At 32.2% G+C, this 15,666-nt stretch carries 13 protein-coding genes; 5 read left to right on the top strand and 8 right to left on the bottom strand.

Annotated elements, in window-relative coordinates; all coding sequences use genetic code 11:
• Positions 1–1,136 precede the first annotated feature (1,136 nt).
• Positions 1,137–1,421 carry a hypothetical protein gene (locus J1C67_RS00010; protein ID WP_167866350.1) on the top strand — a complete coding sequence of 95 codons (285 nt, stop codon included), beginning with the start codon at positions 1,137–1,139 and terminating at the stop codon, positions 1,419–1,421.
• A gap of 670 nt (positions 1,422–2,091) precedes the next feature.
• On the opposite strand, the gene J1C67_RS00015 is transcribed toward J1C67_RS00010, so the two are convergent.
• From J1C67_RS00015 to J1C67_RS00045, 7 genes are all read right to left on the bottom strand, one after another.
• Positions 2,092–2,304, bottom strand: a complete 213-nt coding sequence (locus J1C67_RS00015; protein ID WP_167866349.1) for a hypothetical protein — start codon at positions 2,302–2,304, stop codon at positions 2,092–2,094.
• Between the two features lie 333 nt (positions 2,305–2,637).
• Positions 2,638–3,435, bottom strand: coding sequence for an endonuclease/exonuclease/phosphatase family protein (locus J1C67_RS00020; RefSeq protein ID WP_167866348.1), 798 nt, complete (start codon positions 3,433–3,435; stop codon positions 2,638–2,640).
• A 257-nt stretch (positions 3,436–3,692) separates the two neighbouring features.
• A complete protein-coding gene (locus J1C67_RS00025) occupies positions 3,693–4,136 on the bottom strand; it encodes a DNA gyrase subunit A (RefSeq protein ID WP_167866347.1) in 444 nt (147 codons plus the stop codon).
• 138 nt (positions 4,137–4,274) lie between these two features.
• Positions 4,275–4,904 (bottom strand): DarT1-associated NADAR antitoxin family protein, encoded by a 630-nt coding sequence (locus J1C67_RS00030; RefSeq protein WP_167866346.1) that lies wholly within the window; start codon positions 4,902–4,904, stop codon positions 4,275–4,277.
• Positions 4,894–5,745 (bottom strand): hypothetical protein, encoded by an 852-nt coding sequence (locus tag J1C67_RS00035; protein WP_167866345.1) that lies wholly within the window; start codon positions 5,743–5,745, stop codon positions 4,894–4,896. The genes J1C67_RS00030 and J1C67_RS00035 overlap by 11 nt, the downstream gene beginning before the upstream one ends.
• The gene (locus tag J1C67_RS00040) at positions 5,738–9,688 is read right to left on the bottom strand and encodes a DUF262 domain-containing protein (RefSeq protein WP_167866344.1); all 3,951 of its coding nucleotides are present in this window, start codon (positions 9,686–9,688) and stop codon (positions 5,738–5,740) included. Before J1C67_RS00040 ends, J1C67_RS00035 begins: the two co-directional genes overlap by 8 nt.
• Entirely contained in the window at positions 9,685–11,733 is a 2,049-nt protein-coding gene (locus tag J1C67_RS00045) for a hypothetical protein (RefSeq protein WP_167866343.1), read from the bottom strand. The genes J1C67_RS00040 and J1C67_RS00045 overlap by 4 nt, the downstream gene beginning before the upstream one ends.
• 397 nt (positions 11,734–12,130) lie before the next feature.
• Between J1C67_RS00045 and tnpA the strand changes: the two genes are divergently transcribed.
• The 4 genes from tnpA (at position 12,131) to tnpC (ending at position 14,529) form a co-directional block, all read left to right on the top strand.
• Complete coding sequence (gene tnpA, locus J1C67_RS00050; RefSeq protein WP_207713885.1) at positions 12,131–12,463, top strand: IS66 family insertion sequence element accessory protein TnpA; 333 nt, start codon at positions 12,131–12,133, stop codon at positions 12,461–12,463.
• A complete protein-coding gene (tnpB, locus tag J1C67_RS00055) occupies positions 12,457–12,807 on the top strand; it encodes an IS66 family insertion sequence element accessory protein TnpB (protein ID WP_167866342.1) in 351 nt (116 codons plus the stop codon). Before tnpA ends, tnpB begins: the two co-directional genes overlap by 7 nt.
• 111 nt (positions 12,808–12,918) lie before the next feature.
• Complete coding sequence (locus J1C67_RS00060; RefSeq protein ID WP_167866341.1) at positions 12,919–13,374, top strand: IS66 family transposase; 456 nt, start codon at positions 12,919–12,921, stop codon at positions 13,372–13,374.
• 6 nt (positions 13,375–13,380) lie between these two features.
• Positions 13,381–14,529: an IS66 family transposase gene (gene tnpC, locus J1C67_RS00065; protein WP_167866364.1), complete on the top strand. Its 1,149-nt coding sequence runs from the start codon at positions 13,381–13,383 to the stop codon at positions 14,527–14,529.
• Between the two features lie 327 nt (positions 14,530–14,856).
• Here tnpC and J1C67_RS00070 read toward each other — a convergent pair whose 3' ends face one another.
• Entirely contained in the window at positions 14,857–15,657 is an 801-nt protein-coding gene (locus tag J1C67_RS00070) for an FRG domain-containing protein (protein WP_167866340.1), read from the bottom strand.
• Positions 15,658–15,666 lie beyond the last annotated feature (9 nt).

Raw genomic sequence — 15,666 nt, forward strand, 5'->3', positions numbered from 1 at the left:
ATTTTTTTATTCAAATCCTATTTTAACTCCTAGACAGGAATCTCTGAGGTGTTTGATGTGAATGAAATGAACATCTTGCTACTGATAAAAATGGTACAATTGTTTTTCTATCTGTTATTGATAATATGGATGCTTCCTCACCTTCTAAAAATTCTTCAATAACAACTTTAGCTTAAACAAAAAACTACAATAAAGTTTTTATCTCTATTGCAGTTAAATTTATTGATTTTTCACTAGTGCATGTACCTGGAAATAGTCCCCTCCCCCGCGGGTCATATCCCTGTGAAGCTTGTCTGAAACAGGGTTTGCTATTAACAAAAAAGAAACTGTAATAAAGTTTTATATCTATTACAGATTCATAGCTCAAATTATCTTATTTTAAACACTACTTGTCCCTGGAAAATCTTGATTCCCCCATGGGAACTTTTGAGTCGTCAGCTTGTCTGACTCTAAATTCCTACCCTATTAGGTTTAGTCATTGTTTCACCTCACTATATAAATAACTTTCTCTTAATTATTTCCTTAATCTTATTTTATTTCCTTAATCTTATTTTATTTCCTTAATCTTATTTTTATAAACAAAAAACTGTAATAAAGTTTTAGCTCTATTACAGTTTCATAATTCAAATCCTCTTATTTTATTCACTACTTGTACCTGTAAAATCCTGTTTCCCCCGGGAGTGCTTCCAAAAGAGGCTTGCCGACTGAGGTTTCTAAATAATGCTATAGTTTTGTTTTAAAAGTTTTAATTCGAATTCAAATACAATCACTACCTCCCCCTAGGGAACTTTTGAGTCATCAGCTTATCTGACACTAAATCGCTACCCTCTTAGGTGTAGTCATTGTTTCACCTCACTATATAAATAACTTTCTCTTAATTATTTCCTTAATCTTATTTTTATAAACAAAAAACTGTAATAAAGTTTTAGCTCTATTACAGTTTCATAATTCAAATCCTCTTATTTTATTCACTACTTGTACCTGTCAAATCCTGTTTCCCCCGGGGGTATTTTTGAGTCGTCAGCTTGTCTGACACGAAATTGCTAAGAATACTCTAGCAAATCAAAGATTATTAAACTTATACGAGAGAGGTGCTTATTCTGGAAACTCTGTTTTTAGAATAAGCTAATCTATGGATGATGCCAATTAATTTTCCGTTTGGGCAAAAATCTACAGATGAAATATATGCAAATGAGAAGGCAAAGTATACAAAGAGTCTAGAAAAAATCTTTTGTTATAACTATTATCAAGATGAATCTTATGATGTATTAATGTTTAAAATAAAGTATCTAAAACATAAAAACAGTATGTTTTTACCATCAAAATTATTTTTTAGTGAGAAACCTGAATATATCGAATATGAAATAAAATCTAAGCATTATCCTGATATTATAAAAGATAAATACGAAATGAAAAAATAAAACATTACACATAATAGGACAATCTGTTAATTTACTGAATAGATTAATGAATGGCTGTTATTTTTATAGTATGGTAATAAGTTTATGAAATACAACTTTATTTCCGTATAGAAAGGTGAAGTAGTGGAGTCGAGTAAAGCAATATGGTTAATTCTATATTGCTTTTATTTTTTACTACACTGTAGATATTACATAAAATCAGAAATTTAGCAAGTACTTGCCCCTGGCAATCACTACCTCCCCCGGGGGTATTTTTGAGTCGTCAGCTTGTCTGACACGAAATTGCTAACAGTTCACTTAATCAATTTTTTTATTCTCAACACTACTTGTACTTGGTAAAAATTGGACCTCAGAGGTCCTTATTCTGGAAACTCTGTTTTCAGAATTTGCTACCAATAAAGAGTTTGTCTTAGCAATAGCTTGCTAGATATTTTGCGCCCTTACTTTGTATGCCCTCAGTTAGTTTCACAACCTTAGTATCCTTTGCTAGATACATAGATATACTAGGGTATATCGTTTTGGTATCCCCTTAAAAACTGCACATATTCCAAGTGTAATCTACGTATTTATAATATAGGTGAGATAATACTTACCCACTCGATTTTTTGCACATATTCCTAAACAAAAAACTGCAATAAAGTTTTTAGCTCTATTCAGTTCACTTACTTCACTATTTTAAATAATACTTGTACCTGGTAAAAAACTGTTCCTCTGAGGTCCTTATTCTGGAAACTCTGTTTTCAGAATTTGCTAATAACTTTTGTAGTATTTCAGTTAAACCTACAGGAGTATAATTGTCATTATCTAAGCTTACATTAACCATTCCTTCAATTTGGCATTCTGTTATTGGAGATATTGCTATTAAGGGTGATTGTACCAACATCCGGTATAATAAGGATGTCATTGTAGTAAAAATAATCAAAGCCGCCTTTTGAAATGCAATCATCTAACTTCCTAAAAATATTCGATTCAGTTTATAATTCAATGCTTAAAAATCTTTTTTCACCGTTCTTATTCAAGAGTAGTCCTGCGTGAAGGGGATGATTAAATACGATGTTAGACATTTTTTATCTCCTCTATATAAAAACTCATTGTTACAGCATATACCAAGCTTTCCACTGTCGGAAATTCTTTATAAATTGAGATTAATTTTTCACTACTAATACCATGTTTATATATTTCCGTTGACAGGTATGTTTCAAGTTTAAACTGACAGTTAATTAAACTCTTTAATCTCAGCAATTACTATGCCATGATCTGGATACGAATTTGGTATATTTTTAGTATATTCTCTTTCATAATAAATATTTTTATCTCGCTCAACAAAATTCCAATAGTAAGGAACCATTGTGACTTCCATAGAGTTTGAAGCAAATAAGTGGTCTGGGCATCCTGCAAATACACCCTTATCCAATTGATGGCTGCATCCGTCAGGAGTATATAATTTAATATCCAACGGAACTAATTCTGCTTCTAATACGCCCATAGACCAATCTTCATTTGAATTTTCTCTACGTGCAGTATTAAAATCTCCCGCGCCTATAATTAGATTGCCTTTTTCCTGGAGATTCTTTATCCTATCCAATATTTTCTTGTTCTGCTCATTTCGATGCTTCATTTCTTTTGTTACTTCCCGAGGGTTATATTTATATTTATCTACTAGAATCCTTGCTCCAACTATGGTTATGATTTTTTGCTTATATTTTATACTTACGTCGAGGTAATCGGGCATATTGTTGTCGTAATTTGAACCCCACGAATATTCGCTGTCTTCAACAATTGTATACTCCTTTTTGATTGCAATTAGCACCTCATTATTACTATTTTTTGTAACAAATATATTGTATGAAGCCAAATCGATCACAAACTCTTCCCAATCACTTACTTTATAAAATTCTGTTATTATGACTATATCAGCTTTTAATTCATTTATTTGTTGTGCTACCCAAGGCGGAATATTATCAACTCCCCCATGATTAGACCTTTGGTTAATGTTCCATTCAATAATCTTCAATTTATTCAGCTCCTAATCGATATTAAAATCACTTTTTTTCTATTTTCAACACAGGAATACAATTAGAAATATTAACATCTCCATCTATACAATATTAATTTATCTTTTCCATCCATCATTGGTCGCAAATTGCCTGACTGATTAAATCACTTATATATTTCTCTGTAAAAACCATGAATATCGCTCATTGCATATATAAAAGACATTCTTGTACACTCCTAATTACGCTCTTTTAATAACATAATATTCGTTGTCCTCTAATTATCTTCTTCCTGTGCCTGCTTATTTTTAGTGACATGTTCTATATACTCATCTCTTCTGTCTTTAAGCTTGTTTACATCATTTTTCGTAAACATAGCTAGTCTAAGTCTCATAATCTTATTCACCTTATGAGCTGGCAGTTCATATTTTTGCATAAGGGCTTCTCGTGCATCATCCACATTATTGCTGTCTTTAATTACTGTAAGAATATCCACAGCATTCTCTGCATAGAAAATAATATCTTCCAAATCCTTTATAGCTTCTTTAAAATAATTACTTAATTTATTTCTCTTACCTAACATCCTACTATAGAATGAACCATCCGCATTTGTAGAACCATCACAGCGACCAAAATGATCAGGTTCATATTCCAAAAGCAGATTAATTATTTCTGCATAGCCTTTACTTAAAGCCTCATAGCAAGTGCTTGCCCCTGGCAATCACTACCTCCCCCGGGGGTGTTTTTGAGTTGTCAGCTTGTCTGACACGAAATTGCTACCTAGTGAGGATACGCTTTGCTGGACTCACTTTCTACCCTTAATCAAAACAGGAAACACCTAAGGCATTTCCTGCAAAGTTCAACCTACTACATATTGTTTGTGAAACTCAATCCACTTATCCTTACTTTCCAACAAGTAAAACTTATCTAACTGCTTCAACAACTTATATATCACAACTGACCTAGCCTGACAATTAATTGATTTTTTCGGATTAAACTCAATATCCGTAAACCACTGAAATGGTGCTAAGTCAATTTCCTTGCCATGAGCTTCAACTAAGGTTCTTATATAAATGAAATCATAAAACGCCGTTTTAGGTTCTAATAACCACTCCTCCTCTTTATAAATAAAACTAAATAAATCACCTGATGTCCCATGTCTTTCATCACGCTTTGCATCACGTGGCAACACATTTAGCAAATCTATAAACGGACCACCATTTTCGTATTTTTTAGCTGCTTGGAAGATATTCTCCAAATAGTAATCCCCTGATTTTAAATTAAATGCACCAATGTTTTCTCCTAACTCGTTCTCACTCTTTGACGAGACCTCTAATACTTCCGAATTGTGTTTCTCTTTAATTGATTCATGTAAAGCGACTATGTTTTTTTGCTTTTGAACTACTGAAAAGCCACCATTCCATTTAAAGTCAAAATGATCTATAACAATTTTATTATCTCGTATTGTCCATGCTGGTCTAGATGCCATTTTTTCCTCCTACTTCAATACTCTTGTTTTGTTTTGGTTCGATTTCATTCATATCAAAATAATATCGTTTTTCTTCGTAGTGCTCCTGGTTATTTTCAAAATAATCCTTAGAAAAACAACTTCTTAACAATAATAGTTCTTCTGCGTACTTCTCTTCTTTCTTGGAAGCAAACTTAATATATTTTTGGAAACAATTGTTTGACACCTGATGATCGGTCTTTTGCTCCAAATAACACCTCACTAATCTGTGGATTTTCTTTGCATCTTCACGCCTATCCTCTTCACTTGTTACCCAGGTAATAAATACATAAGACAACATTTTTAAATATTTCTCGCATAATACAGGGGCTAATATTTCAAACCTTTCTAATAGATAGTCTGCTGAGATCTTTGTATTATAGTCATTCCAGTTAATCTGTGTAGTACTTATTTTAGATACCTGATTAATCAATCCGTTAACTTCTAGCTCCCCTATAAGTTCATCGCTTTCCTTTTCTTCTAAACCTAATTCACTCGGTATTTCTTGGTTAAATCCTTTTTTCAAATAAAGATAAAAACTATCTCCAACAGCTAATTCCCTCTCCTCCAAACTTATTAGCTCATAAGCATTATCTTGGAAATAAACAAAACCCTTTTTTATGCCTAAATGAATAGCCGCCTTAAGCATATCCGAAGAAATAGCACTTGTTTCTCCCAAAAGACTTTCTTTATTGATCTGCCCTTTAACGAATACCTGATTGGACTCACCCTTTAATATCTTCTCGATTTTATCGATTGGCGCTACTGATAGCCCTTCCCTTATTAATTCCTCAATTTTAGTTTCTGTATTTAACTCACCCAAAGCAATACTCCTCCCCATCTATTTGCCATACTAATTGCTCATTCCTAACCTTATACATTAATCTAGAATCTCCATAGAGTTTTGTGAAACTACCGTCTGATATCTTATCTCTATAATAGTTTATAAAGCCCTGCGAAATCGTCTGATTGCTGTCCATATATATACAATATTTCATCCTCAGTAGTTTTCCAACTTCATTGTCTACACACCCAAGCAATCTTTTTACTAACACTGCGTCGGCACTATCTAATTGACTTATCTTAGCATTTTTAATTTTTAACTTTTCCTGAATCTCATTTAATAATAGGGCGTCAATCTTAATTTGCACATTATTAATATTAATTTCCCCACCGTCCTCTAAATACACTTGTTTTAAAGCACCTTGTTCAGTTTTAATATAGATAATCGTCTCGTCAACAGATTGATCATCATATCGCCCAAAAAAATAAACATCTTTCATTCTTGTTATTATAAAGGACTCTATCAGTATATCAATAACTTTCCCTATAAATTCCGTGCTCATATACGCCTTGAAATCCTCCCTACTTAACTCAACCTGAAAAGAGCGTTCCTCATCTTTGTACCAAATACTATCTAGTACATCCCATCCTTGTGACAACACTTCTTTGTATACTAGCTCCGAATCACCTTGCTTTATATGCACAGTTTTCCCTTGGCTTACGTTCTTACCGCACTCTCTATATTCACTCTTAAAAATAGCACGATCATAAAAATCTTTTATACAAAGCCTCTGTACCATCGCCATAGAAAAATTCTCTGTAGTCTCTGTTTCCTTAGCAACATATGCACAAGAATACATTGCTTTATCTTCACTATCTTCCTTTGGGCTGATTGTAACATGTCCGTCTCGGTAATAAGAATAAGCTACTTGTAATTTAAGGATAGGATCTGTGATTTTACCTGTATTTAAAGGATTATCCAAACCATCTTCTGTAAAGTAAAGATGGTATTTAACTCCATCTTGTTCGATTTTCATCACTTGTTTCTTTTCACACTCATTAACTCTTCTTACTTTTTCGTAGTTTATCCAATTCTCAGCTACAGGAATTAGCTCTTGGTAGTTTCTCCACTCATCCGCTAAGCCAATTATCACTTCATGTTTCATGACGCTTATAACTGTATCTACAAAATCTTCATTCTGACATGCCTTTTCCAACCAAGCTAAACCAGAAAATTTTTGTCCCTTCCAATCCATATGTCGTTCCATATAGGCAAATTCAAATACCCTTTTAAGATAGCACATTTCAATTTTTTCTGGATCCGTCTCACCATGAAATCTATCCAGCCAACTATTATCGATATTATGCCTCATTAGATCAAATTTATTCCTTAAACTTTCTCCAAATTCACCCGTATTATCTCTCATTTTATGAAGCTTGGCACTTAATTCCGCCTTATATATTTCACTCTCATTTAACTTCATACCAGAGTTCAAATCCATAAAAAGCTGCTCTGCATCCCCAGTTTCTTCAATAGACACAAACTCAAACTTTATAAAATTATACATATAACTTGGTGATAACAATACAGGGTATTGTCTCTTAACACATATTTCATTGACTTTTTCTAATAGATTAATGATAGCTTGCGTGGTTTGGTCGCACCTTTTCTTCTTAATACGCCTTAATAACTCCTCAATTTCCGAACTTCCATCATAAGACAATAATAATCTTAAGCAATCATTTGCATTGTCCCTTGCAAGAAAAGAAAATTTACCAAGGTTCTCTTTCATCCTTTCTATTTCAATCTTTCTCATAGGATCAACATGAACTTTTCTTAGTTCTACATTAAATAAAAATAACATAGTACAGACAAATGTCGTAAATCTCTGCTGACCATCATAAACCCATAATACGCCGCGATCATCAATATATCCTACGACACTGCTTGAAACAAACCCTTGCTCACTAGACTCGCTCCCCTCTATTTCCTTCAATTCCTTTTGTGAAAAAAACAATGGATTTAATTTTACCCGTTCAACTCTTTTTTGTGCCTCTTCAAGAATAAAATTAATCCCTTCATAATCAGCCTGCCTCTGACCACTTCTATAATCTCTGCCATATTTATTTCTTGTTTCAGCATCAAAAATATTATTGATCAGTTTACCATGACTAACCCTACTTAAATTATTAAAAGCAGCTTTAATACTCTCGGTATGAGGACTGATCTCAACATCTACTTTTTGAACTAAACGAATAGCTTTTTGAACCAAGTCCTCAACTGCCACATGACTTTCTACTCCTAATCTTGCCTGTAAATAAGTCAAAAAGGATCCATTGATCACATCTTTATCTTCCTGTATTTTTTCCAGTGGAAACTCAGTGATATTCCGCTCTGCAATGACTCTCAGAAAATCCTCTGCTTTACTACCTTGTATATAATCTCTTTGTATTCTCGGTATCTTTATCTCTTTAATATAGTCACTTTCAAATAAGTCCTTCAAGGAAATGACACCGTCTATACTAAATTCCGGGGTTTGCTTCCCTTTATTAATGATCTCAACATAGTCTTTAAAATAAATATCAAATAAGTCTTGTCCAGCATTAAAGCCCTTATCATCTTTTTTCACAAAAATAACAGGCTTTTTTTCTTTTTTAATATCAACCTTCATAAGTGATTCAAAAAACTGATTTATTATATGATTGGACTGATCTTCTGTATCATTATTATCACGTATTTGACGGTAGGATTCTGCTGTTAAATTAAACTCATCACGCAATACATTTGTAACATTATCTCTGTTTTTAACATTTTCATATGAAAATATTTCAAAAAAACGAACGCCTTTTTTAATTTCTTTTAATGTCTCAAAGGAATTAAACACGTTTGCGTTTGGGTGCATCTGTCCGTTATCATCCATAACTGCTAACTCTTCTTTTATACTGCTTAAAACATCTCTATAATACCTTAAATATTCAATCTCCCTTACTAAAGGCGATTCCTGTGTATCTGTCGCATATTTCGACTCAATGTAGCTTGCATCTGGTTTGATTGGTTTTTCTGTATATCTATCTGCAAATAGTAAGTCTAGCCTACTCCGGTCCAGTTCTTTAAAAACTTCATCGTACCCATCTTTTATCAAAGAAAACATTGCATTTTCTTCAATATTCATCTCATCTTTGACCTGCTCATAAGAATATAATAATTCAGATACTCTATTCCATAACTCTAATAATTCATCTTTAATGATTATTCCATCTTCCCTTTGACCATCAATATCACGCATTAGGAATATTTTCATGTAGTCTGCTACAGAAAAAGAAGTTTTATTCGCATTAATGTTTAAAAACTCATCTAAAGGCTTTGTCTTTGTCTCATGTAAAATTATTTTCACATTATTTAGCAGATAATTTTTCACCTTTTCTTTATCACATTCTCTAAGTACACCCTCTATTGCCGCATAGTTTTTTGCCATTCTTCCAACGTCTACAAATGGACTTGTCCCACTGTAATCTTTAGCTGACTCTATAAACAAATAGTTATCCCTTAGCTCTAAGTCACCATCTCTCTCAAATGAAAACTCAAACCAATCATTTGGATTTATCTCCTTCCCCCCTGATAAATACTTCATAATAAGCGTTAACGTAATCATTCTTTGCTGGCCATCTAGTAGCTGGTATTCCTTGCCATCTTTCGTATAAATAACAACCATACCTAAAATGAGATCTTTCTTTTCCTCTGCTTCTGCCTTATTTTTAATGTCCCAAGCAAGGTTATGAGCTGTATTTCTCTTTCCTTTCTCCTGGGCACCTTCTTCACGCGCTTCTGCTTCCCCTAACCCTCGGCCTCGCGCCGCTGTTTCTTTTCTTACGCGTTCTTCCTCGCCACTTTCCCATTTATAATTCCTCTGAATCATTGGGATTATTACATCTTTTTCATTTAATTTAGTGATAAAATCAGTCATACTTAATAAATTACTCATGATCTATTCCCCTTTAGCAAAATTGTTTTCCATATATTAAATTCTTTATTTGGGTTCTTCATTTTATACATTTCACCCGGGCCAACTAAATCACTGGCTTCACGTGCCTTGGTATATGTTTTAATAAATGATACAACATGGTTAATTTTCTGAGAGTTTTTACAATCAGGATCACCGATGATACTATCTAAAATTAGCTTTGCTATCTGCCCCGAAATTTCATCTGCATTCTTCTTCGTATCAATCTCATCTTCAAAAATCTTCCCACGTGCATCTTCCCTTATTTTAATTGTTATTCCTTCGCATTCTAACACGAGACCTTCGTATTTATCTGGGTCATTATCACTTGAACTTGCCACCATATTACCGCGGTAAGCCTCGACTTTCTCCTTAATCTTAAATGCCTCTTTCATGCTCTTTATAACACTTTGCTCTAAGAGGTTTTTCTCATCTAGAAATATGTAATACATCAAATAGACAAATTCTTTTTTTGCAAAGTCAAATATATATTCTTTTCCATCTTCCTGCTTAATTTCATCATCTTGATTCGATACATTAACCTCTTCAAAATAATTATAAGATGTTATAATTTCATCATCATTTTCCGAAACTTTGCTATAGATAACTTTCTTCTCAAGCTCCTTCCACGAATTCAAATATTCACAAAACTGCTCTGCTCTTCGCCCTTTTTTCGTTGAAGTCGCCGAATTAATAAGAAAGGGTTCTATTGAATATTTTGGGTTCCCATCTCCGAGTGCTTCCTCCCCAATAACAAAATTATAGAAAGATTCCTCCTTATTATTTGTTTTAATCGAGTTTGTCGTGGCATTACATACAATACCAAATCTACACTTAGGTTGTTCCATGCTATTCCCATCTTCAATACATTTTAGCTTAGTATTATCTATACTAATAACATAAGTGCTCATATTTCCATCAGCTATTTGAACATACTTATAAATATCCCGAATTGGATTTTTCGAATAAGAACAGTTATTTACCGAAGCACCATTTAAATGACTGATGATTTCAGAAAACATCGTCTGCATAAAAGAAACCCTATTCTTACTTTCCTGCTGACTTCCTTCAGATTTCTCACTAACATTTCGAAACAAGGTTACATTCTCATGTTGCTCCCATAACCAACTAAATTCAGATTCTACTCCGTACCAGGAAACCTCATGCATTCCGTTATCAAATAAAAAGTACTTGGCATACCCTTTTTTATTTCTATCTTTACTTTCTTCTAACCCTTCCTTTACTTTATAGTCCATAATACCCTCTAGAATCCCAGGAATCTTATCTGAAAAGCCTTTTATTTTATCACCTTTATATTGCATTGCAGACTTGCCAAAAAAATCCTCAATCTCAACAATCTCTACCTCATACGCTTTAATATTATCCGAACCCTTTTCTTTTATATTCTGCAGCTTTTCTATAAGCTCTTTTATTTCCTCAGAACAAACATCTAGATAAGCACCTGGTTCTTCCGCTTCCCCATCATGTTTTCGAAAGCTATATTTCCCATTGTCTTCTTCATATACATAGGATTTATACCGTGAGCTATCATCTGCAAAAATCTGCTGATATAAATCCATATTGATCATTTGCTTTAGCTCACTGACTGGCTTAGAAGCATCCTCTGGCTCGTTACCAGATAAATACTTCTGGATAAAACGATATGCCCTAAGCAAAAATATAAATGCTTTCATTTTTAAATCCCCAACAAAAAAATAATAACTTTTATTCGTCTGATCAAAGTTATAAGTTTCTTTTTTCTCACCAATTAAACCAAATAAGTCTTTCATATCACGATTATGAGAGTCCCGCGCATCAATAAAATCTTGGATCCTAGAAATCGCCTCATCCACTTTATCCTTTTCATCTTTAATAGTATCATTATGGACTTCCGCAATAAACCTTAGATCTTCAATAAATCTTATGTATCCTTCATTCCCGTCTGGGTCTTCTTCTTCCCTTAACATTTTTATAATCGCACCACATATTATCTCAAGTGATAAATCATCCATATTTTCAGTCATCATCTTATTCTCCCCCATCATAATAATTTCTAATTCTAACTGACCTAGCTTTATTCTAACTCTTTTAATATCGGAAAATTCTTCTTACTAAACCTTTCTTCGAGCACCTCAACCTCCCAAACTTCCCCTAGGCCAATCTCATACCATTTCTCATCATCCAAATTATATATTTTTAGTGATAAGTCATCATAACCAATAAAAATCTGATATGGCTCTACTTTAATTACATTTAATACCCCTGCACTTTTAACTTTATAATTTAATTATTCCCAATATTTATAGTGTACAACAAAAATATTATGTAATCAAATAATCGTAAGCGTCAAAAAATTAACGCCTAGATAGCCTTTCTTGAACTTGTTAAAATTATAGATAACAAGTAACAAGGAGGGCTATTTTAATGCCAAAAGAAAATAGTAAAATAAACTGGGAAGAAATCATGAATAAATTTTCTTATTACAATGGTAATATCAACGAGTTTTGCAAAGAAAATAATATTAAACAACATCAGTTATATCATCGTAGAAAGAAGTTAGTTGATAAAGCTAATCTAGCATTTCATGCGATAGCGTTAAACAAAGAGGAATCTACCGTGACTACTAAATCAAACAATTCTGAGGTTAGCATTACTAAAGATATTAGGATAGAGATAGGTAAAATTAATATTTATATACCGGCTAATGAAATAGCTATGATTTCAGATATAATTAAGGAGTTAGCTGTATCATGTTAAATATAAATAAAGTAAATACTGTATACTTAGCCTGCGGCTTAACAGACTTAAGGAAAAGTATAGACGGTTTGGCAATGATTGTAGAGACAGAATTAAAATTAGATCCATTTGAAAAGGCATTATTCGTATTTTGCAATAAGCAAATGAATAAACTGAAAATCCTTCATTTTGATGAAGGGTTTTGGTTATATTATCATAGATTAGAAAGTAATAGATTTAAATGGCCTATGACTAAAGACGAAGCATTAAAGGTAACTAAGGATGAATTAAGTTGGTTGCTAAAAGGTTATGAGATGAGAACAACATCTAAATATAAGCCAATAAAAGAAAAGAATTACTATTAAAAAACTTGCAAAAAAATTAAGAATTTTAGCTATTAAAAGTTCCTCAACCCTTTGAAAACAAAGGGTTTTGCGGTATAATACACCTATAGAAAACAATGGTGAGGTGAGAAAATGGATAGCTTAAATATGGAAAACCAGCTTGATGAAAATACAAAATTATTGATTTCGAAAATGGGAAAAGAAATTGAATCAAAGGATAAGGAAATTAATAATTTGAAAACTGAATTGGCATATTTAAAAGGTCAGATTCTTAATAAAAACAAAAAGATATTTGGACAATCTAGCGAACAGGTAGATTCTAGCCAAATATCTATTTTTGATGAAGCTGAAAATAATAGTGATCCACAGGCTATCGAACCTACAATAGAAGAAATAACTTATAAAAGAAGTAAGTCAACTAAAAATATAGGTAAAAAAGATAACTTAGCTCATTTAGAAAGAAAAATTATAGAACATAAGCTTGAAGAAACGGACGCAGTATGCAATAAATGCGATAGTCATCTGGTAGCTATAGGAAGCAAGTCAAAGGAAATATTAAAATACATACCAGCAAAACTTTATATATAAGAACATATTACATATAGCTACGCTTGCAAACCTTGCGAAGCAGCAGATGGAATAGCTAATATAGTTACGACTAAAGCTCCTAGAACTTTACTTTATAAAGGAATGGCATCAAATGAGTTATTAGCGCATATACTAAATTTAAAATATCACCATGCATTGCCTTTATATAGGCAAGAAAGTTATTTTAAAATGCTGGGGGCTAACCTTTCTAGACAAAATTTATCTAATTGGACCATTGCTGCCGCAAGTGAATTTGGAGTTGTATATGACCTAATGCAAGAAGAATTGCTAAAAACACACTATGTACAAGCGGATGAGACCAGTTTGAAGGTTATAGATGCTAAGTGCAAGGAGTCAAAGTCTAAAAAATATATGTGGTTATATAAATCAGCTGGTTCTAAATCACCAATTATTTTATATGACTACCAAAAGACTAGAGCGGGTTCCTGTCCTAAAAATTTTCTAAAAGGTTTTTCAGGATATTTACAAACTGATGGGTATACTGGTTATAACAGCGTAGAAAATATTAAAAGATTCTACTGTTTAGCTCACATTAGAAGAAAATATCATGAAATAATAGTTCATTTAGATAAAGAAGCCCTAAAAAAATCACGTGCAATAATAGGGTTTAATTATTGTGAAAAACTTTATAAAATAGAAAAAGATCTCCGCGAAAAATATAGTGATAAAGAAGATTATTATGAAAAGCGATATGAAATAAGGATTAAGGAATCAGCCCCAATACTTGAAGAATTTATAGACTATGTAGAAAGAGAAATTAAAGATGCACTACCTAGAAATCCTTTAGGACAAGCATTGGAATATAGTAAAAAACTTTTACCCAATATGAAAACATTCCTAGAGAATGGGTCATTAGAAATAGATAATAACGGTGCAGAAAGAGCCATAAAGCCATTTGTTATCGGTCGAAAAAACTGGTTATTCTCCAGTTCTTCAAGAGGAGCAAAAGCAAGTGCTTCAATTTATAGTATAATAGAAACTGCAAAATCTAACGGATTAATAGTTGAAAAATATTTAGTGTATTTGATTGATGTTTTATCAAATACAGAAATTAAAAATAGAGATACTTTAATAAATGCAATGCCTTGGTCGAATGAACTTCCAAATTGGATAAGGTTACAAACTCGCAAATAAAAAATTACTGCTTAATCAAATATTAAGTTTTAAGACCCAGTAGGAGCAACAATTGCTTACTACTGGGTTTATTATATCATTTGATATTTAGCAATTCTATACGTAGAATCTTTGACGCTTACAATTTTATAGCTTAAATTTAGAAATTGTCAATTATTTTAAGTTTAACTTGTTGACATTGCCCCCGCGGGTCTTAACCCTGTGAAGCTTGTCCGAGACAGGGTTTGCTAATAAATTTATCTAACATGTAAAAGCTGTAATAAATCTTTACCTATATTATAGTTGACTTGCTTCAACTGAGAATTCTATAATTTTATTTACTAAATATTATTTCACATAATAATGTCGCTTTAACCACGAAGATAGCCCATCTAATCCTGGATAAACTATTCGTTCATTTATATTCATTTGATCTAACATATCTCTTATTCTCCAACGTAAATCTTTATCTATAATATACTTTACTGTATTTTTTGTCTTAATGTCTAAAAATTCTTCTATATCTTTCATATCAATAGGTATAATAGAAAAATATGAATACTGATTTATGATTCTTTGATCTATTGAAGGAGGTTCTATCAAAACCATTGAATCAGCTTTCATTTTATTATCATATTTTTTTATATCTGTTTCCAATTTTGCAAGCATGTCTATAGTAAACAAATATGCTCCATTTTCATTCAGGTTATCTTGATATTCTTTCGGAAGTAATTTGTTAATTTCTTCTATATCTATTTCCCATAATACACTGTCATGCTTCTTCATATTATCCAAATCTTCTCCACTTGTGGCAAAATGTAATCCTATTAAAGGTGAGTATGTCCAATCAAGTAATCTAGTCGGTAAACCATGATGTTGCCCTATTATCATTTGTCTCCATATAGACTTTTTAAGTTGCGGATCTTCAATCTCTGCATATTTACTAAAATTTCTCAAGATACTTTTTTCTAATTCTATTTCTTTACACTTACAATTTCTTTGCAGACTTGTTTGTAATTTATATTCCACATTAGGAATACCTCTATATAATAAAGATGATCTATTACGTTGAACTCTTTCATCATACTTTTGATTAGTAATTAACTCTGCAATATCATCTATAGATTTTATATATTTTTCATTTATCATTTTATCTAC

This window comes from Clostridium gasigenes (genome assembly GCF_017348895.1).
Lineage (GTDB): Bacteria > Bacillota > Clostridia > Clostridiales > Clostridiaceae > Clostridium > Clostridium gasigenes.